Annotated in this window: 20 protein-coding genes; 13 read left to right on the top strand and 7 right to left on the bottom strand. The window is 76.4% G+C overall.

Annotation, left to right across the window (positions count from 1 at the left end):
• Window positions 1-6: 6 nt before the first annotated feature.
• The gene (locus ACRYM6_RS05500; protein WP_432541698.1) at window positions 7-690 is read left to right on the top strand and encodes a hypothetical protein; all 684 of its coding nucleotides are present in this window, start codon (window positions 7-9) and stop codon (window positions 688-690) included.
• 44 nt (window positions 691-734) lie between these two features.
• Here ACRYM6_RS05500 and disA read toward each other — a convergent pair whose 3' ends face one another.
• The 3 genes from disA to ACRYM6_RS05485 form a co-directional block, all read right to left on the bottom strand.
• Complete coding sequence (gene disA, locus ACRYM6_RS05495) at window positions 735-1,814, bottom strand: DNA integrity scanning diadenylate cyclase DisA (RefSeq protein ID WP_432510328.1); 1,080 nt, start codon at window positions 1,812-1,814, stop codon at window positions 735-737.
• Window positions 1,815-1,916: 102 nt separating this feature from the next.
• A complete protein-coding gene (radA, locus tag ACRYM6_RS05490) occupies window positions 1,917-3,350 on the bottom strand; it encodes a DNA repair protein RadA (protein WP_432541697.1) in 1,434 nt (477 codons plus the stop codon).
• 91 nt (window positions 3,351-3,441) lie between these two features.
• On the bottom strand, window positions 3,442-3,807 hold the full coding sequence (locus ACRYM6_RS05485) for a hypothetical protein (protein WP_432541695.1): 366 nt from the start codon (window positions 3,805-3,807) through the stop codon (window positions 3,442-3,444).
• A gap of 115 nt (window positions 3,808-3,922) precedes the next feature.
• Between ACRYM6_RS05485 and ACRYM6_RS05480 the strand changes: the two genes are divergently transcribed.
• Together ACRYM6_RS05480 and ACRYM6_RS05475 are read left to right on the top strand one after the other, a co-directional pair.
• On the top strand, window positions 3,923-5,074 hold the full coding sequence (locus ACRYM6_RS05480) for a GGDEF domain-containing protein (protein WP_432541694.1): 1,152 nt from the start codon (window positions 3,923-3,925) through the stop codon (window positions 5,072-5,074).
• The gene (locus ACRYM6_RS05475) at window positions 5,071-6,849 is read left to right on the top strand and encodes a putative bifunctional diguanylate cyclase/phosphodiesterase (protein WP_432541693.1); all 1,779 of its coding nucleotides are present in this window, start codon (window positions 5,071-5,073) and stop codon (window positions 6,847-6,849) included. Before ACRYM6_RS05480 ends, ACRYM6_RS05475 begins: the two co-directional genes overlap by 4 nt.
• Here ACRYM6_RS05475 and ACRYM6_RS05470 read toward each other — a convergent pair.
• Both ACRYM6_RS05470 and ACRYM6_RS05465 read right to left on the bottom strand, forming a co-directional pair.
• On the bottom strand, window positions 6,816-7,502 hold the full coding sequence (locus tag ACRYM6_RS05470) for a class I SAM-dependent methyltransferase (protein ID WP_432541692.1): 687 nt from the start codon (window positions 7,500-7,502) through the stop codon (window positions 6,816-6,818). The two genes, ACRYM6_RS05475 and ACRYM6_RS05470, sit on opposite strands and share 34 nt — an antisense overlap.
• Before the next feature lie 10 nt (window positions 7,503-7,512).
• Window positions 7,513-8,346 carry a hypothetical protein gene (locus tag ACRYM6_RS05465; RefSeq protein ID WP_432541691.1) on the bottom strand — a complete coding sequence of 278 codons (834 nt, stop codon included), beginning with the start codon at window positions 8,344-8,346 and terminating at the stop codon, window positions 7,513-7,515.
• Between the two features lie 86 nt (window positions 8,347-8,432).
• On the opposite strand from ACRYM6_RS05465, the gene ACRYM6_RS05460 reads away from it, so the two are divergent.
• The 6 genes from ACRYM6_RS05460 to ACRYM6_RS05435 all read left to right on the top strand — a co-directional run bounded on the left by ACRYM6_RS05460 (window position 8,433) and on the right by ACRYM6_RS05435 (window position 12,936).
• Window positions 8,433-9,395, top strand: a complete 963-nt coding sequence (locus tag ACRYM6_RS05460; RefSeq protein ID WP_432541690.1) for a Ppx/GppA family phosphatase — start codon at window positions 8,433-8,435, stop codon at window positions 9,393-9,395.
• 10 nt (window positions 9,396-9,405) lie between these two features.
• A complete protein-coding gene (locus ACRYM6_RS05455; protein WP_432541689.1) occupies window positions 9,406-10,224 on the top strand; it encodes a sugar phosphate isomerase/epimerase family protein in 819 nt (272 codons plus the stop codon).
• An 88-nt stretch (window positions 10,225-10,312) separates the two neighbouring features.
• Window positions 10,313-11,080, top strand: a complete 768-nt coding sequence (gene proC, locus ACRYM6_RS05450; protein WP_432541800.1) for a pyrroline-5-carboxylate reductase — start codon at window positions 10,313-10,315, stop codon at window positions 11,078-11,080.
• Between the two features lie 82 nt (window positions 11,081-11,162).
• The gene (locus ACRYM6_RS05445) at window positions 11,163-12,278 is read left to right on the top strand and encodes an acetoin utilization protein AcuC (protein ID WP_432541799.1); all 1,116 of its coding nucleotides are present in this window, start codon (window positions 11,163-11,165) and stop codon (window positions 12,276-12,278) included.
• 189 nt (window positions 12,279-12,467) lie between these two features.
• Complete coding sequence (locus tag ACRYM6_RS05440; protein ID WP_179750884.1) at window positions 12,468-12,668, top strand: helix-turn-helix domain-containing protein; 201 nt, start codon at window positions 12,468-12,470, stop codon at window positions 12,666-12,668.
• Window positions 12,669-12,837: 169 nt separating this feature from the next.
• Entirely contained in the window at window positions 12,838-12,936 is a 99-nt protein-coding gene (locus ACRYM6_RS05435) for a 30S ribosomal protein bS22 (RefSeq protein WP_012085056.1), read from the top strand.
• Window positions 12,937-13,011: 75 nt separating this feature from the next.
• Here ACRYM6_RS05435 and ACRYM6_RS05430 read toward each other — a convergent pair whose 3' ends face one another.
• Both ACRYM6_RS05430 and ACRYM6_RS05425 read right to left on the bottom strand, forming a co-directional pair.
• Window positions 13,012-14,214 carry a GH12 family glycosyl hydrolase domain-containing protein gene (locus ACRYM6_RS05430; protein WP_432541688.1) on the bottom strand — a complete coding sequence of 401 codons (1,203 nt, stop codon included), beginning with the start codon at window positions 14,212-14,214 and terminating at the stop codon, window positions 13,012-13,014.
• 70 nt (window positions 14,215-14,284) lie between these two features.
• Entirely contained in the window at window positions 14,285-15,103 is an 819-nt protein-coding gene (locus ACRYM6_RS05425) for an HAD family hydrolase (protein ID WP_432541687.1), read from the bottom strand.
• Between the two features lie 41 nt (window positions 15,104-15,144).
• Between ACRYM6_RS05425 and ACRYM6_RS05420 the strand changes: the two genes are divergently transcribed.
• From ACRYM6_RS05420 to hemC, 4 genes are all read left to right on the top strand, one after another.
• Window positions 15,145-15,432, top strand: a complete 288-nt coding sequence (locus ACRYM6_RS05420) for a glutaredoxin family protein (protein WP_432541686.1) — start codon at window positions 15,145-15,147, stop codon at window positions 15,430-15,432.
• Between the two features lie 196 nt (window positions 15,433-15,628).
• Window positions 15,629-16,348, top strand: a complete 720-nt coding sequence (locus ACRYM6_RS05415) for a redox-sensing transcriptional repressor Rex (protein WP_432541685.1) — start codon at window positions 15,629-15,631, stop codon at window positions 16,346-16,348.
• Window positions 16,349-17,683: a glutamyl-tRNA reductase gene (locus ACRYM6_RS05410; protein ID WP_432541684.1), complete on the top strand. Its 1,335-nt coding sequence runs from the start codon at window positions 16,349-16,351 to the stop codon at window positions 17,681-17,683.
• Complete coding sequence (hemC, locus tag ACRYM6_RS05405; RefSeq protein WP_432541683.1) at window positions 17,680-18,666, top strand: hydroxymethylbilane synthase; 987 nt, start codon at window positions 17,680-17,682, stop codon at window positions 18,664-18,666. Before ACRYM6_RS05410 ends, hemC begins: the two co-directional genes overlap by 4 nt.
• Window position 18,667: the final 1 nt, after the last annotated feature.

The following is an 18,667-nucleotide window of genomic DNA, read 5'->3' as shown; positions in this document are numbered from 1 at the left end:
GCTCCGGTGAGCAGCGTCCTGCACCCGGTCGGACCGGAGGACAAGGGCACGTACTGGCGACGACGCCTCGTGGTCATCCTCGCACTCCTGGTGATCGTGGTGCTGGCGGCCCTGGGGATCCGCGCGCTGACCGCCCCGGACGACGCCGCGGCGCAGGGACCGACGAAGCTCGACCCCAGCACCGTCGCGACCACCACCGGCCCCACGGACGCACCCACGAGCACCCCCACCGGCTCGGGCACCGGCACGCCCACCGGGTCCGGCACCGCCACCGCGACGGGCACCGCCACCAGCGGCGGCGCCTGCTCCGACCAGTCCCTGAGGGCGACGCTGCGCACCAGCGCCACCACCTACGGCCCCGGCAAGGCCCCCAGCCTCGTGCTGACCGTCGAGAACACGTCGCAGACGACGTGCACCGTCGAGACCAGCAGCGCCGTCCGCCTGTTCACCATCACCGACGCGGCCGGGGCGCAGGTGTTCTCCACCGCCGACTGCCAGACGAAGAGCGACTCCGCCACCGACGAGCTCGCCCCCGGCGCCACCCGATCCAAGACCACCGTCTGGTCGCGCCAGCACTCCGCGGCCGGGTGCCCCACCGGCCAGACCGCGGTCCCCGCCGGCAACTACACCGTGAACGCGAGCTGGGACGGCGTCGCCGCCGAGCCCGTCACCTTCGCCCTCACCGACTGAGACCGGCTGGAGCGGCCGGGAGCGGCCGGCAACGGCCCGGCGGGTCAGACGTAGCGTTCGAGGATCGAGCTCTCCGCGAGCCGGGACAGCCCCTCGCGCACCGCGCGGGCGCGCTGCTCCCCGACGCCGTCGACGGTCATCAGGTCGTCGATGCTCGCCGCGAGCAGCTTCTGCAGGTCGCCGAACTGGTCGACGAGCCGCTCCACGATCGCCCCGGGCAGGCGCGGGACCCGGTTCAGCAGCCGGAAACCGCGCGGGGACACCGCCGAGTCCAGCGAGTCGCCGCCGACGGAGAAACCCAGCACCCGCGCGACCGAGGCCAGGTCCACCAGGTCGGCGGACTGCAGACCGGCCAGCGCCTCCAGCACCGCCTCCAGCGGCCCCTCGTGGCGGGAGGCCTCCAGGTAGTCGCGGACCACGAGCTCGCGGTCGGGCCCGACGCCGCCGACGAGCTCGTCGAGCTGCAGGGACAGCAACCGGCCGTCGACGCCGAGCTCGACGACGTAGCCGGAGATCTCGTCGGCGATGCGGGAGACCATCTCGATGCGCTGCACGACCGAGCAGACGTCCCGGACGGTCACGAGGTCCTCGATCTCGAGGGCCGACAGCGTGCCGGTCACCTCGTCCAGGCGGGCGCGGTAGCGCTCCAGCGTCTGCAGGGCCTGGTTCGCGCGGCCCAGGATCGCGTCGGACCCCTCCAGCACGTACCGGCGGTTGCCGGTGTAGACCGCGACGATCCGCATCGACTGCGACACGGAGATGACGGGGAAACCGGTCTGCTTGGCGACCCGCTCGGCCGTGCGGTGCCGGGTGCCGGACTCGCTCGTCTCGATCGAGGAGTCCGGGACGAGCTGGACGGCGGCGCGGACGATGCGGGACGCGTCACGGTCCAGCACGATCGCCCCGTCCATCTTCGCCAGCTCGCGCAGCCGCGTCGCGGAGAACTCGACGTCGAGGGCGAAACCACCGGTCGACAGGGAGTCCACGAGCCGGTCGAACCCCAGGACGATCAGCGCGCCCGTGCGCCCGCGCAGGATGCGCTCGAGGCCGTCGCGCAGCTCCGTGCCCGGCGCGACGACCGCCAGCGTCGCCCGGAGGACCTCCTCGGGGGTGCGGTCCACCACCGGCCACCTCCGAACCTCACGCCGCGCCCGGGCGGCGTCAACTCGTCACGAACTCTCGTGCCGGAGTCTAGCGGGGTACGGGTGTGACGGGTGGGTCGACGCTCAGCCGCCGTCGCGCCCGGCGCGCGGGGACCACCCGCGGACGGTCCGGACGGCGTCCAGGAGGGTGGGGACCTCGACGATCTCGGCCTTCACCTTCAGCCGCGCCACCGCCTCCACGGTCCCCGGCGGCGCCAGGATGCGCCGCTGCCCCAGGCGGGCGGCCTCGGCGACGCGCTGCCCCAGCATCGTGACGCGCCGGATGTCCCCCGACAGCGACACCTCCCCGACGGCCGCGACGTCCAGCGGCACCGGGAAGCCCCCCGCGGCCGAGGCGATCGCGAGGCACACCGCCAGGTCCCCGCCGGGGTCGGTCGAGCGCAGCCCGCCGACGGTCGCGGTGTAGACGTCCTGCTCCCACAGCCGCAGCCCCGCGCTGCCGTCGGTCACCGCGACCAGCATGGTGACGCGGGCCGAGTCCAGGCCGCTGACCCCGCGGCGGGGGTTGGGCGCCTTGGTGTGCGACACCAGGGCCTGCATCTCGGTGATCAGGGGCCGCCGGCCCTCCACGGTGACCGTCAGGCACGTCCCGGGCACGGGCGCCTCCCGCGAGGCGCGGAACAGCGCGCTGGGGTCGGGGACCTCCACCATCCCGGCGTCGGTCTGCTCGAAGCAGGCGATCTCGTCGGCGGCCCCGTAGCGGTTCTTCACCGCCCGCAGCAGCCGCAGGGTCGTGTGCCGATCGCCCTCCAGCGCCAGGGTCGTGTCGACCACGTGCTCCAGGGCGCGCGGCCCGGCGACCGTCGACTCCTTGGTGACCTGACCGACCAGGCAGTGGGCGATGCCGCGGGCCTTGGCCAGCCGCGTCAGCGTGGAGGCGACCTCCATCACCTGCGTCACCCCGCCCGCGCGGCCCTCGACCTCCCCGGAGGCCATCGTCTGCACCGAGTCCACGATGACCAGCGCGACGTCGTCGCCGAGGGCGTCCAGGTGCCCGATGGCCTCGGCCAGGTCGTTCGTGTCGGCCAGGTACAGGTGCTCGGAGGTCGCGCCGACGCGCCGCGCGCGGGTGGCGATCTGCTCGACCGACTCCTCCCCGGACACGTACAGCACGGGCCGGCCGGTGGAGGCGGCCACCGTGTTCGCCGTCGTCAGCAGCAGCGTGCTCTTGCCCGCCCCCGGCTCCCCGGACAGCAGCAGCACCTGCCCCGGGACCAGCCCGCCGCCCAGGACCCGGTCGAACTCCGCCAGCCCCGTGCTGAGCCGCTCGCGCACCTCGGCCCGGGAGACCTCCGAGACCCGGCGCGCCGGGCGCACCGGGGCCGTGCCGGTCGCCGAGGAGCGCAACCCCACGACCCGGGCCGCGCCGGCGACCTCCTCGACCGTCCCCCACGCCTGGCACTCCCCGCAGCGACCGACCCACTTGGCCGTCGTCCACCCGCACTCGGCGCACTTGTACGAGGGGCGGGGCGGCTTCGCGGTGGTCTTGGCAGGCACCCGCGCACCGTAGGCGGCGGGTACGACACGGCCCCCCACCGGTGTGCCGGTGGGGGGCCGTCTCGGAGCGCCGGGCGAGCCCGGGAGGGGGTCAGGAGGCGTACAGCAGCTTCATCGTCGTCATGAGGATGCCCAGGACGGCCAGGACGAAGCTCGGGACGAACGCGAGGATCGCGGCGCCGATGCTGTCGGTCTTGCGGTAGAGCAGGTACGCCGAGAAGACCATGATCAGCGAGCCGACGAGCGTGAAGGCCAGCCCGACCGCGATCCGCGAGCCCGGCGCCGCCTCGTAGGGGTCGGCCCCCAGCAGCAGCAGCGGCACGAGCGCGGACACGACGACGCCGACGACCCAGATGGCCAGGGCGACGACGGTGCCGCTGCTGGGCTTGGACCAGCGGATCGGGGCGATGGCCCGTTGTTCCTCGTGCCGGGTCGGCGGGGTGGCGTGCGCGCTCATGCCTCCATCATCCACGGTCCGGGCCCCCGGCGGCGACCCAGGTCGGCGCGTCGCCGGTGCGCCGCCCGGGTGAGCCCCCCTCCGGTCGCGCCCCCCGCCCGCCGACACCCCGGGGGTGAGCCGACCGCGACGAGCCGCCCCGCTGCTGCCCGTGCCCTTCCACACCGGGCTGGAGCAGGAGTACGCGCAGGCCCGCAACGCCGCCCGCGCCCGCTGGTTCACGCCCACGGCGCTGCTCGGGCTCGCCTGCTTCGACGCCTACGCCCTCGTCGACCTCGCCCTGGCCCCGCAGGTCCTGGCGCTGTCCCTGGCGCTGCGGCTGGGCGTCGTCACCCCCGTCGTGCTCCTCGGGCTCTGGTGGCGCACCCGGCGGCTGCGCGCCCGCCCCGCCGCGCAGGTCGACGGCCCGCTCGTCACCGGGGCCGCCGCGCTCGTCGTGGTCGCCCTGGCCCTGGTCCAGCACAGCGCCCCGGGCGCCCTGGGCGGGGCCTACTTCGCCGGGGCGTTCATCGTCGTCGTCTTCTTCGGCACGATGCTGCGCGACGACGTCCGGTGGTCGGCGACCTGCCTGACCACGATGCTCGCCGCCTTCGCCTGGGGCCAGAACCTCGTCGGCGTCGACGCGGGGACGACCGCGGTCACCGCGCTGCTCGCCGTCGCGGTCAGCGGCGCCTTCGGGCTCATCACCACCGCCACCGTCGAGCGCGGCGACCGGGCCCGGTTCACCGCCCGGCGCCGCGCCCGCGAGCTGGCCGCCGAGCGCGAGCGCCTCCTCGCCGCGCTCGCCGAGGCCGCCGTCCGCGACGAGCTCACCGGCCTGCTGAACCGCCGCGGGCTGCTGGAACGGGCACCGCTGAACCGCCCCGTGGGCGTCCTGGTCCTCGACGTCGACCACTTCAAGACCTACAACGACCGCTTCGGGCACCTCCAGGGCGACCGCTGCCTGGCGCTGGTGGCCGCGGCGCTCGCCGCCCACGCGCGCCCCGGCGACTCGGTGGCGCGCTGGGGCGGGGAGGAGTTCGTCGTCCTCCTCGACGGCGACGCCGGGGAGGCCCTGCCCGGCGACGGCGCCCTGGCCGCCGGGGAGCGGATGCGCGCCGCCGTGCGCGACCTCGCGCTGCCCGCCGGGGACGGGCGGGTCGTCACCGTCAGCGTCGGCGCCGCCACCGGCCCGTGGGACGTCGCGCTGGCCGCTGCCGACGAGGCCCTCTACGCGGCCAAGGCGGCGGGGCGCGACACCGTCGTGCGGCAGGGGGTGCCGGCGTGAACCGGGCGCGGCGGCTGCGGTTCGGGGAGCGCTGGCGCGCGCTCGGCCTGCCGGCGCCCTCACCCGGCTACGAGGCGCTGGCCCGCCAGGCCGCCGACGAGGTCCTGGTCACCGACGTCGAGGGCACCATCTCCTTCTGCAGCCCGTCGTTCAGCCGCCGCTGGAACCTCGACCGCTGGGCGCTGGTGGGCCGCGACGCCTTCGCCTGGGTCCACCCGGCGGACCGGGACGGGGCCCGCGCGGCCCTGGCCCGCGCCTGCCTGCCCGGGGCGGCGCCCGTCGACACCGAGCACCGGTACCTCGTGCGGGCGACCGGTGAGGTGCGCTGGTGCCGCGCGCGGTTCAGCGACGGCCGCGGGGTCCGCGGCGTGCGCGGGGTCATCTGGAACTGCGTCGACACCACCGACGAGCGCCGCGCCCTGCAGGCGCTGCAGCACGCCGCCGCCCACGACGGCCTGACGGGGCTGCCCAACCGGGCCCGCCTGTTCGAGGCGTTCGCCGCGGCGCCGGGGCGGGCGCGCGGCCTGGTGCTGCTGAACCTCGACGGGCTCAAGGCCGTCAACGACCGGCACGGGCACGGCACCGGGGACGAGGTCGTGCGCCGCGTCGCCGAACGCCTCACCGTCCTCGCCGGCGACGACGGTCTCGTCGCCCGCCTCGACGGCGACGAGTTCGCCGTCCTGGTGACCGGGGACGAGGCGGTCGTCGGCCGGGGCCTGCCGGTGCTGGCCGCGCGCGCCGTGCACGCCGTGCGCGAACCGCTCACCGTCGCCGGTCGCCGGCTCGTCGTGACGGCCTCGGCCGGGACGGCGCTGGTCCCCGGCGACGTCGACGAGGGGGCCACCGAGCTGTTCCGCCGCGCCGACATCGCGCTGCTGGCCGCCAAGGCCACCGGCGGCGGTCGGTGCGTGGCGTTCTCCCGCAGCCTGCTCGACGCCGCGCACGAGCGCGCCGAGCTGGCCGCCGACCTGCGCCACGCCGTGGCGGCGGGGGAGGTCCACGTCGTGTACCAGCCCCTCGTCGACCTCGCGCGCGGCGCGACCGTCGGCTTCGAGGCGCTGGCGCGCTGGCAGCACCCCGAGCGCGGGAACGTCCCCCCGACGGTTTTCGTGCCGCTGGCCGAGGAGTCCGAGACGATCCTGGAGCTCGGGGAGTTCGTGCTGGACACCGCGCTGCGGGCCCTGGCCGGTTTCCAGCGGCGGTCCGCGGTCGAGCTGGAGATCAGCGTCAACCTCTCCGGGCACCAGCTGCTGCAGCCGGGGCTGGACGCCCTCGTGTCCGCCGCCCTGGCCCGGCACGTCGTCGCCCCCCGCGCGCTGTGCCTGGAGATCACCGAGAGCGCCGCCGTGGCCGACCTCACCGCCGCGCGCGCCACCCTGGAACGGTTGCGCGCGCTGGGGGTGCGGACGGCGCTGGACGACTTCGGGACGGGGTTCTCGTCCCTGTCGTACCTGCGGCGGCTGCCGGTCGACGTCCTGAAGATCGACCGGTCGTTCCTGGAGGACCTCGGCGACGTCGCGGGGGGCTCCGGGGTCGCGGTGCTGTCCGGGATCGCGGCCCTGGCCGCGGCGCTGGGCCTGGTCACGGTCGCCGAGGGCATCGAGACCGACCGGGTCGCGGGGCTGGTCGCCGCGGCCGGCTGCACCTGGGGGCAGGGGTACCACTTCGCCCGGCCCCTGACCGAGCGGGCCGCGCTGGAGCACGTCGCCGCGCAGGCCGCCCGGGTCCGGGACGGCGGGGGTCAGAACGACCGGTGGCGCAGCACGACCGCGTAGTCGACGCGGGTGCCCTCGTGCTCGGCGAGGACCTCCTCGGCCAGCCGCGGGGTGAACTCGATGCGCACCACGGACTCCAGGTCGGCGCGGGAGTCGAACTCCCACGCCACGTCCAGCCGCTCGGCCGACCAGCCGCGGCGGGCGAAGAACCGGTCCACCGCGACCGGGTCGTACCCCGGCAGCGACCGGGAGAACCAGCGCCCGAACGTCGAGCGGGTGGCGTCGTTGTCGACGACGAACGCCGTCCCGCCGCGCCGCACGACCCGGTCCAGCTCGGCCAGGCCCGGTTCGCACCCGGGCCCGAAGAAGTACGCCCAGCGGGCGTGGACGACGTCGACGCTGGCCGCGGGCAGCGGCAGCGCACCCGCCTCGCCGTGCAGGACCCGCACCCCCGGGACCGCGCGGACGCGTTCCAATGCGCGGCGCAGCAGCGGCGGGTGCGGTTCGACACCGGTCACCGACCGGGCGGTGGCCGCGAACCGGGGCAGGTGGAAACCCGTCCCGCAGCCGACGTCCAGGACGTCGAGCCCGGCCCAGTCGTGGACCCGGGCCATCGCGGCCTCGATCAGCCCGCCGCGGTCGACGGCGAGGTTCTCGACCTCGTACACGTCCGGTGAGCCCCAGACGTTGGGGCTGGGGATGACGGTGCCCACCGCGGGCCCCTCAGCCCGGCGGGCGCAGGCCGGCGCGGGCCCGGTCGGCGGGGTGGACGGTCAGCGGCAGCAGCCGGCGGTGCGCCGACCCGGTGCGCGTGCGGGCCACCAGCGCCTCGCAGTGCCGGGCCAGCTCCTCGTAGGGGGCGTCCCCGATCATCTCCCGCAGCTCGTTCTCGCAGCTGCGGAACACCGGCCGCTCCCCGACGTGGGCGGCGGGGTTGCCCGTGCAGTACCAGTCGAGGTCGTGCCCGCCCTCGCCCCAGCCGCGGCGGTCGTACTCGCCGATGCTGACCTCCAGGTACTCGGTGCCGTCGCCGCGGGTCACCGTCCGGTAGGAGCGCTTCAGCGGCAGCTGCCAGCAGACGTCGGGCTTGTACTCGAGGGGGTCCACGCCGTCGCGCAGGGCCTGCAGGTGCAGCGCGCAGCCCGCGCCGGCGGCGAACCCGGGGCGGTTGGCCAGGACGCAGCCGCCCTCGTGGACGCGGGTCTTGCGGGCCCCGTCCTCCACCTCGGTCCAGCCGCCCGCGCGCCCCACGTCGTGGAACTGCCAGACCTCCGGGGTCAGCCGGGCCACGACCCGCGCGACGCGCTCCTCGTCGGCGTCCTCGGTGAAGTGCGCGCCCAGGGCGCAGCAGCCCACGTCGGGGCGGTCGGCGTAGATGCCGGGGCAGCCCGCGCCGAAGATGCAGGTGTAGTCGCTCGTGAGCCACGTCAGGTCGACGCGGTAGACGGTCGCGGGCTGCTGCTCGGGGTCGGCCGCGTCCGTGGCGTCCGCGACGTCCTGCGGGTCGGGGAACTCCAGCCACAGGCGGGCGGTGTCCAGCGGGGTCTCGACGCTCACCGGTGCAGGGTAAGCACGCCGGCGGTGCCCCCGGTGCGCCCCGGCGCCCGTCCGGAGCACCGCGCCGGGGACAGTAGGGTCGCGGCGTGCGCTTGGGTGTCCTGGACGTGGGCAGCAACACTGTCCACCTGCTGATCGTCGACGCCCACCCCGGGGCCCACCCGCTGCCGGCGAACTCGATGCGCCGGCTGCTGCGGCTGGCCGAGCACCTCACCCCCGACGGGGCCATCGACGACCCCGGCGTCGCGGCGCTGACCAGCGCCGTCGCCGCCGCGACCGCGGCCGCCGAGGACGCCGGCGTGGAGGAGCTGCTCGCCTTCGCGACCTCCGCGGTGCGCGAGGCCGCCAACGGCGAGGACGTGCTCGACCACGTCGAGGCGCGGACCGGGGTCCGCCTGCAGGTCCTGCCCGGCACCGCCGAGGCGGACCTGACCTTCCTGGCCGTGCGCCGCTGGTTCGGCTGGTCCTCGGGCCGGCTGCTCGGCCTCGACATCGGCGGCGGGTCCCTGGAGGTCGCCGCCGGGCTCGACGAGGCCCCCGACGTCTCCTTCTCGCTGCCCCTGGGGGCCGGCCGGCTGACCCGCGACCGGCTCGCGGGGGACCCGCCGGCGGCCGAGGCCGTGCGCGACGTGCGCCGCTACGTGCGCCAGCAGATCGCCTCCCGCGTGCGCGACGTCACCCGCGCCGGCACCCCCGACCGGGTCGTGGTGACGTCCAAGACGTTCCGCAGCCTGGCCCGGCTGACCGGCGCCGCCCCCGCCGAGGAGGGCCCGATGGTGCGCCGGGTGCTGCGGCGCGACGAGCTGGCCCCCTGGGTGCCGAGGCTGGCGGGCATGACGTTCCGGCAGCGCGCCGAGCTGCCCGGCGTCAGCGAGGAGCGCGCCCCGCAGCTGCTGGCCGGGGCGCTGGTGGCCGAGGCCGCGTTCGAGCTGCTGGGCGTCGAGGAGGCCCTGGTGTGCCCCTGGGCGCTGCGCGAGGGCGTCATCCTGCGCCGCCTGGACGCCTTCACCGCGGGCAGCGCGGCGGTCTCGCCGGGAGCGGGCCTCTAGCGTGGTGGACGTGGACCGCGCGCCCGCGCCGGGGCGGATCGAGGTGGGGCTGTCGACCTCCTGCTCCTACCCGGAGTCGACGACGGCGGCGTTCGAGATCGCCGCCCGGCTCGGCTACGACGGCGTGGAGGTCCTGGTGTGGACCGACCCGGTGAGCCAGGACCCGGCCGCGCTGCACCGGCTCGTGGAGCACTACGGCGTGCCGGTCCTGTCGGTGCACGCGCCGACGCTGCTGCTGACGCAGGGCACCTGGGGCCGTGACCCGTGGGGCAAGCTGGAGCGCTCCGCCGAGCTCGCCGCCTCCCTGGGGGCCCGCACCGTCGTCGTGCACCCGCCGTTCCGCTGGCAGCGCGAGTACGCCGCCGGGTTCGTCGACGGCGTCGCGGCGCTGGAGGACCGCACGGGCGTGGTGATGGCCGTGGAGAACATGTTCCCGTGGCGCGCGCGGGGCCGTGAGCTCGTCGCCTACGCGCCCGGCTGGGACCCCACGCACGTCGGCTACCGGCACCTCACCCTCGACTGCTCGCACGCCGCGACGGCCGGGCAGGACTGCGCCGAGCTGGCCCGCGCCTTCGGCGCCCGGCTCGCGCACGTGCACCTGTGCGACGGCACCGGGTCGGTCAAGGACGAGCACCTGGTGCCCGGCGACGGCTCCCAGCCCGTCGCCGCGGTCCTGGCCGAGCTGGCGCGCGGCGGTTTCGGCGGCACGGTGGTCGCCGAGGTGAACACCCGCCGGGCCCGCGGCCGCGCCGCGCGCGAGGCCGCGCTGGCCCGCACCCTGGAGTTCGCCCGCGAGCACCTGGCCCGGACGCCGGAGGTCACGGCGTGAACGCCCCGGGGACCGCCCGGGGGACCGCGAACGGGACGACCGACGGGAAGGTGCGGGTGTGACGCTGGCTCTGGTGGGTGCGGGGGTGATGGGGCAGACGCTCCTGGGCGGGCTGCTGCGCGCCGGTCGCGACCCGGGCGAGGTCCTGGTCGTGGACCGCCGCGCCGGTCGCGGGCAGGAGCTGCACGAGCGGTTCGGGGTGCGCGTCGTCGACGACGTCGGCGCCGTCCGGGCGGCCCGCACGGTCCTGCTGGCGGTCAAGCCGCAGGACCTGCCGGCCCTGCTGGACTCGATCGCGCCGCACCTGTCCGACGACGCCCTCGTGGTCTCCCTCGCGGCGGGCGTCACGACGGCCGCGATCGAGGCCCGGCTGCGCGCGGGCACCGCGGTGGTGCGGGTCATGCCGAACACCCCCTCCCTGGTCGACGAGGGGATGGCGGCGCTCGCGGCGGGCGCCGCCTGCGCGGACTCCCAGCTGGCCGAGGCCGAGGACCTGCTGCGCTCGTGCGGCCGGACGGTCGTGCTGGCCGAGAAGCACCTGGACGCCGTGACGGCGCTGAGCGGGTCCGGCCCGGCGTACGTCTTCTACGTGGTGGAGGCCATGGTCGAGGCGGGTGTGCTGCTGGGGCTGCCGCGGGCGACGGCGACCGAGCTGGTCGTGCAGACCGTCGTCGGCGCCGGGGCCATGCTGCGCGAGACGGGCCAGCACCCGACGGTGCTGCGCGAGCAGGTGACCTCGCCGGCCGGGACGACGGCGGCGGCGCTGCGCCAGCTGGACGACTCCGGGGTGCGGGCGGCCCTGGTCTCCGCGGTGGAGGCCGCCGCGGACCGGTCGAAGCAACTGTCGGGGGGCTGAGGTGTCCGTGCCGTCGAGCGACGAGGTGCACGTCGTCTGGGACCCGGTGTTCAACGGTTACGACTTCGGCCGCTGGCACCCGATGGCGCCGGTCCGGCTGGAGCTGACGGCCCGGCTGTGCGAGCAGCTGGGGCTGTTCGACCGGCCGGGGGTGAGCGTCGTGGGGGCCGAGCCGGCCGACGACGAGCTGCTCACGACGGTCCACGACCGCGCGTACGTCGAGGCCGTCAAGGCCGCGTCGGCGGACCCGCGGCAGGCCCAGGAGGTCTTCGGCCTGGGCACCGAGGACGACCCCGCCTTCCCCGGCATGCACGAGGCGGCGGCGCGGATCGTGGGCGGGTCGGTCGACCTGGGGCGGGCGCTGGTGGCCGGTCGGGTGCGGCACGGCGTCAACTTCACCGGCGGGATGCACCACGCCAAGCCGGGCTGCGCGAGCGGGTTCTGCGTCTACAACGACGCGGCGGCGGCCATCGTGGCGATGCTGCGCGAGGGGGCCGAGCGGATCGTCTACGTCGACCTGGACTGCCACCACGGCGACGGCACGGAGGCGGCGTTCTGGGACGACCCGCGGGTGCTGACGGTCAGCGTCCACGAGTCCGGGACGACGCTGTTCCCGGGGACGGGCTTCGCCGACGAGCTGGGCGGGCCGGGGGCGCTGGGCAGCGCGGTGAACCTGGCCCTGCCGGCCCGGACGGGGGACGCGGGCTGGTTGCGCGCGGTGCACGCCGTCGTCCCGCCGCTGGTGCGCTCGTTCGCCCCGGACGTCCTGGTGACCCAGCACGGCTGCGACACGCACGGCCTGGACCCCCTGGGGCACCTGCAGGTGTCGGTGGACGCGCAGCGGGTGGCGGCGGCGTCGATGCACGCGCTGGCCCACGAGGCCAGCGGGGGCCGCTGGCTGGCGCTGGGCGGCGGCGGGTACGAGGTCGTCGACGTGGTGCCGCGCACGTGGGCGCACCTGGTGGCGGAGGCGTCCGGGCAGCCGCTGGCGCCGGGCACGCCGGTGCCGGTGGCGTGGCGCGACCACGTGCGGGAGGCGTTCGGCCGGGAGGCGCCGGCGACGATGTCGGACGGGGCGCCGGCGACGTTCACGGGCTGGGAGTCGGGCTACGACCCGGACGACGCGGTGGACCGGGCGGTCCTGGCGACGCGGCGTGCGGCGTTCCCGCTGCACGGCCTGGACCCGGACTTCGACTGAGCGCCCAGGAATTTACGGAGCGTAAGTGCTGGTCACGGCCTGTTTAGATCACTCTGTGTGACTTTTCGGACACGGAGATCTTCCACGCACGTCACACGTGCCCCTACAGTGGACAGTGAACGCGCCCCCACCGGGCCGTCCGCGGGGGACGGTGCGCAAACGGCGCGCGAACTGAAGGGTGCTGTGGGGATGCCTGAGGATCGCCCGCTGTCCGAGGTCCGGTTCCTGACCGTGGCCGAGGTCGCGTCGATGATGCGCGTGTCGAAGATGACGGTGTACCGCCTGGTGCACAACGGGGAGCTGCCCGCCGTGCGGGTCGGCCGCTCCTTCCGCGTGCCCGAGGACGCCGTCCACGAGTACCTGCGACAGTCCTACATCGACACGGCCTGAGGATCGTGGACGTGGGCGCGCGACACTCCGGGGGTGCGCGGGCGGGTAGACTCGGTCGCGGTCTGCCGCTCACGGGCGGCACGTCCGTCCGCCGGTGGTCCTCCCGCAGTCCGGGTGGCCGCCGGGTCGACGGGCAAGCAACCAGCCGTATCGAGTGAGCGAGGACCCCTTGGGCTCTGTCATCAAGAAGCGTCGCAAGCGCATGGCGAAGAAGAAGCACCGCAAGCTGCTCCGCCGCACGCGCCACCAGCGCCGCAACAAGAAGTGAACCGCCGGAGGGCGGGCTCCCCGGTCGGGGGGCCCGCCCTCCGCGCGTCCCGGGGGTCTCGCCCGGCCGGACGGGTCAGGTGCAGGTGAGGGCGGGGACGGCGGTGCTGCCGGTCGCCGCGAGCTGGTAGCCGAACGTCGTCGTGGCACCGGCGGCCAGCGACCCGTTGTACGGCAGGTTGCGCACCGTCAGGGTCCGGCCCGACTGGGTCCAGGAGCCGTTCCACAGGTTCGTCACCGTCTGCCCCGCCGGCAGCGTCGCGACGGCCGTCCAGCCCGTGCGGGCGCCGGTGCCGTTGGTGACGGTGACGGTCTGCACGGCGCCGCCGTCCCAGGCCGCGTCGGTGCGCGGCACCGCCGAGCAGACCGGGCGGCCCGACGTCGGGCGGGCCGACCGGGTCACGGTCGGTACGGCCGTGGCGGTGGGCGTGCCGGTGGCGGGCGCGGTGGGGGAGGCCGTGGACGTCGGTGCGGGCGCCGCCGCACCGGTGCCGGCGGAGAACGACGTCACCGCCAGGCCCGTCCCGCCGGTCCACGGCTCGAACCCGGCCTGCACGCTCGTGAGGTACCAGGAGCGGTCCACCCAGCCCCGGGCCAGGGCGTCGTCGAAGAAGGTGCTGACCGCGAACTCCAGCGACGACGTCGGCGTCTGCCGGACGTAGGAGACGACGTTCCAGCCGGTGTTGCCGAACCAGACGTCCCAGGTCGCCCCGGCGAGCGTGACGGACCCGACCCGGCGGCCGACCGGCTGCGGGCGGCCGGCGTGGTTGAGCCACACCATGACCTCGGCGCCGGTGTTCTGGCCGTCGGTGCGCGGCGTGGGGTCGAACCACAGGTCGTAGGCGGCGTCCCACTCGCCCGTCGCGGGGTAGGTCATGGCCACGCTCGTCCGGACCGCCCTGAAGGTGCTGCCGGCGGCCGGCACCGGGGAGAACCCGGGCGTGCAGTCCCCGTAGTGGCAGCCCCAGTAGATCGACGGGTAGCTCTTGGGGGCGCCGGTCGTGGGGGCGGTGCCGTCGGCCCGCGTGACGGCGAACCCGGTGGCCGTGGGCTCGATGCACTGCTGGGCCGAGGTGCCCCACCGGTTGTTCTGGATGCGGTAGCGGCCGTCGGCGGTGGTCGCCTTGCCGTACTGGTCGCACAGCGCCGTCGCGGCGGCCGCCCGCGGGGTGTCCAGGGCGGCGACGGTGGTGGCGGCCCCCGCGACGAGGGCGGTGACGGCCGCGACCGCCCCGATCCGGGTTCCGACGGTGGCGGCGAGAGCACGGGCGCGGGGCACCCCGCTGTCTCGGTCCCCGGGCCCGGCACCTTGAGGGCCCGGGGGTGTGGTGTGCGTCACATCTCCTCCGTCACCGGCGTCGGGCCAGGGTCGCGACCACCACGACGACCGCGGCGCCCGCGGCCACGCGCCGGACGGGGACCGTCCAGCGGGCGAGGTGCCACCACCCGCGGAACTCGTGGACGGGCCAGGCGTGCGCCGCGGCGTGCCGCCGCAGGGCGCGGTCGGGGTTCACCACCGCGGGCGAGCCGACCAGCGTGAGCAGCGGCAGGTCGTTGGCGGAGTCGGAGTAGGCGGCGCAGCGCCGCAGGTCGAAGCCGTGGCGCTCGGCCAGGGCGCGCACGGCGTCGGCCTTGGCCGGCCCGTGCAGGGGCTCGCCGAGCAGCCGCCCGGTGTAGGTGCCGTCCACCGACTCGGCGACCGTGCCGAGGGCGCCGGTCATGCCCAGGCGCCGGGCGACGACGTCGGCCAGCTCGACGGGGGCGGCCGTGACGAGCCACACCGGCGCGCCCGCGCGCAGGTGCTCCCGGGTCAGGGCCCTGGTGCCGGCGCTGACGTCGGCCTCCAGGTGCTCGTCCCAGACCTCTTCGCCGATCTGCCGGATCTCGGCCGTGGTGTGCCCGGCGACGAAGGCCAGGGCCAGCTCGCGGACCTCGCCCAGGTGCCCGAGGTCCTCCCCGCGCAGGGCGAAGCTCGCCGCCCGGCGGGCGAAGCGCTGCAGCTCGCGGCGGGAGAAGAAGCCGCGCGCGGCCAGGCCGCGGGCGAGGTGGAACAGCGAGGCCCCGCGGACCACCGTGCCGTCGAGGTCGAAGAACGCCGCGTCGACCCGCGGGCCCACCGCGCCGACCGGGCCGACCGGGACGACCGGTGCTGGGCTGCGACGGGGCACTGCGGCATCGTAGGCCGCGACGACGGCCGGGAGGGGGACGCGTGGCCCAGGTGGGGGAGAGCGCGCGGGCGCGGGTGGTGCTGGTCTCGCGGGTGGGCTGCCACCTGTGCGACGCCGGGCGCGAGGTCGTGCGGGAGGTCGCGGCGGCCGCGGGCGTCGGGTGGGCCGAGGTCGACGTGGACGCCGACCCGGACCTGCTGCGGCGGTTCTCGGACAAGGTCCCGGTGGTGCTCGTCGACGGCGCCGAGCGCGACTTCGGGCGGCTGGACGCGGAGCGGCTGCGCGCCGCGCTGGCCGGTCGCCGCTGGTGGCGCCGCCGCCGGTCCTGAGGGCCGCGACGAGCGGTGAGGTGAGCCTTCCCTACCTGCGAAGCCGCAGCTCAGGGGCGACGTGGCGCTCGTCACGACCACCCGCCACGACTTTGTGCATGGCTTCACAAGAGCCTAGGCTGCTGGCGCACGACCAGGGCTCCCGGGTCCCTCCGGAGCCGGGAACGACGCGTACGAGGATGCCGGTCTGACCGCTGTGGACGAGGACGACGTGGGGACGGTCGACGTACCCGAAGCGACCGTGGCGCGCCTGCCCCAGTACCTGCGCGCGCTGTCCGTCCTGGCCGACGCCGGGCTGCGGACCGTGTCCTCCGACGCCCTCGCCGAGGCCGTCGGCGTCGGCTCGGCCAAGCTCCGCAAGGACCTGTCCCACCTCGGCAGCTACGGCACCCGCGGCGTCGGCTACGACGTCACCGAGCTGCACCGGCGCATCGCCGACCACCTCGGCCAGACCACCCCGTGGAACGTCGTCATCGTCGGCATCGGCAACCTCGGCCACGCCCTCGCCGGGTACGCCGGGTTCGCCAGCCGCGGCTTCCGCGTCGTCGGCCTGTTCGACGACGGCGCCGGGGTCGTCGGGGAGGTCGTCAACGGCCTGCGGGTGCGCCCGCTCGCCGACCTCCCCCTCGCCGTGCGCCCCGGCGAGCCCACCATCGGCGTGCTCGCCGTCCCGGCCGAGCACGCCCAGGCCGTCTGCGACCGGCTCGTCAGCGCCGGCGTCACCAGCGTCCTGAACTTCGCCCCGACCGTGCTGCGCGTGCCCGCCGACGTGGACGTGCGCAAGGTCGACCTCGCCTCGGAGCTCCAGATCCTCGCCTTCCACGCCCAGCGCCGCGCGGTGCGCACGAACACCCCCGCGATCGTCCCCGCCGCCGCCGGTGCCCCGGTGAGCGAGCGGATCGGGGAGGTGGTCTGAGTGGCGCTCATGGTGGTCGGCCTGTCCCACCGCACGGCCTCGCTGGACGTCCTGGAGCGCGCCAGCTTCGACGCCGGGGCCGCCGCGCAGGTCGTCGACGCCCTGACGGCCTCCCCGCACGTCGACGAGGTCTTCGTGCTGTCCACGTGCAACCGCGTCGAGCTGTACTGCGACGTCTCCCGCTTCCACGGCGCGGTCGCCGACGTCGGCGACGCCCTGTGCCGCCGCATCGGGCTCGGCCTCGACCAGCTCGGGGAGCAGCTGTACGTCCACTACGAGGACGCCGGTGTCGAGCACCTGTTCCGGGTGGCCTGCGGGCTGGACTCCATGGCCGTCGGCGAGAGCCAGATCCTCGGCCAGCTGCGGCTGGCGCTGCGGGACCTGCACGAGCGCGGCCTGGCCGGCGGGGCGCTGGACCGGCTGCTGCAGAGCGCCCTGCGCGTCGGCAAGCGCGCGCACTCCGAGACCGGGCTGGACGCCGCCGGGGCCTCCCTCGTCGACGCCGCCCTCACCCGCGCCGCCGCGGTCGTCGGCGGCCCGCTGGCCGGCCGCCGGGCCCTGGTCGTGGGCGCCGGGGCCATGAGCGCCCTCGTCGCGACGACCTTCGCGCGCGCCGGCCTCGACGTCGTCGTCGCCAACCGCAGCCCCGAGCGCGCCCAGCGCCTGGCCGCCGCCGTCGGCGGTCGCGCCGTCGGGCTGGAGGACCTGCGCGCCGAGGTCGCCGCCGCCGACGTCGTCACCAGCTGCACCGGCGCCGTCGGGCACGTCCTGGACGTCGCGATCGTCGCCGCCGCCCTGCTGGACCGGCCCGAGCGCCCCCTGTTCCTGGCCGACCTCGCCCTGCCCCGCGACGTCGACCCCGAGGTCGCGACCCTGCCGGGCGCGCACCTGGTCGACCTGGAGGGGCTCGGCGCGGACCTGGCCGCCTCGGCTGTCGCCGACGACCTGCGCTCGGTGCGCGCCATCGTCCGCGAGGAGGTCGCCGCGCACGCCGCCTCGCTGCGCGCCGCCGACGTCGCCCCCACGGTCGTCGCGCTGCGGGCCCAGGCCCGCCACGTCGTCGACGTCGAGATGCGCCGCCTGGGCAGCCGCGTCGCCCTGGACGACACCGTCCGCGCCGAGGTCGACCGCACGGTGCACCGCATCGTCGAGAAGCTGCTGCACACCCCCACGGTGCGCGTGAAGGAGCTCGCCGAGGCCCCCGGCGGCGTCGGGTACGCCGCCGCGCTGCGGGCGCTGTTCGACCTCGAGGTCGGCGCCGGCGGGGGCGGCGCCCTGCCCGGGGACGCCCCGCTGTCGGGGACCGTCGCCGACGCCGTGGGACGCGTGTCGTGACGCGGGTGCTCCGGCTCGGCACCCGGCGCAGCGCGCTGGCGACCACCCAGAGCTCGTGGGTGGCCGACCTGCTGCGGCGCGACGGGTTCGACGTCGAGCTGGTGGAGGTCACCACCCGCGGTGACGTGGACCGCGCGCCGCTGGCGCAGATCGGCGGCACCGGCGTCTTCGTCTCGGCGCTGCGCGACGCCCTGCTGGCCGGCGAGGTCGACCTGGCCGTGCACTCCCTCAAGGACCTGCCGACGACCCCCGCCGACGGGCTGGCCCTGGCCGCCGTCCCCGAGCGCGAGGACCCGCGCGACGCGCTGGTCGCCGCCGCGGGCCGCGCGCTGGCCGACCTGCCCGCGGGCGCCCGCGTGGGGACGGGCTCCCCGCGCCGGCAGGCCCTGCTGCGGGCCCTGCGCCCCGACCTGGAGGTCGTCGCGATCCGCGGCAACGTCGACACCCGCGTCGGCTTCGTGACCTCCGGCGAGCTCGACGCCGTGGTCCTGGCCGCCGCCGGGCTCAGCCGGCTGGGCCGGGCCGGCGACATCACCGAGCTGTTCGCCCCCGACGTGTACGTCCCGGCCCCCGGGCAGGGCGCGCTGGCCGTGGAGTGCCGCGCCGACGACGACGCGGTCCGGGCCGCGCTCGCCGCCCTCGACGCGCCCGCCGTGCGGCTCGCCGTCGCCGCCGAGCGCCAGGTGCTGGCCTCCCTGGAGGCCGGGTGCTCGGCCCCCGTGGGCGCCCACGTCGCGGCGGGGACGCTGCACGTGGCCGTCCAGGACGCCGCCGGGGCGCTGGTGCGGCGCGCCCGCGCCTTCACGGCTGTCCCCGACGAGGCCTCCGCGCGTAGGTTGGGCGCCGACGTTGCTCGCGACCTCCTGGCGCGCGAACTGCGCTCCCCGCACACCACGCCGGGGCCCGGTGCGGCCACGGCCCAGAACCACCCCCAGGACCGTCGTGACGACGGTCCACGTCCCGATCCGGAGAGTGGCTCGTGAG

The sequence above is a fragment of the Kineococcus rugosus genome (genome assembly GCF_050871975.1).
In the GTDB taxonomy this organism is placed as follows: domain Bacteria; phylum Actinomycetota; class Actinomycetes; order Actinomycetales; family Kineococcaceae; genus Kineococcus.
The sequence above is the reverse complement of the archived record's forward strand: the minus strand, read 5'-3'. Positions and strand labels throughout refer to the sequence as shown.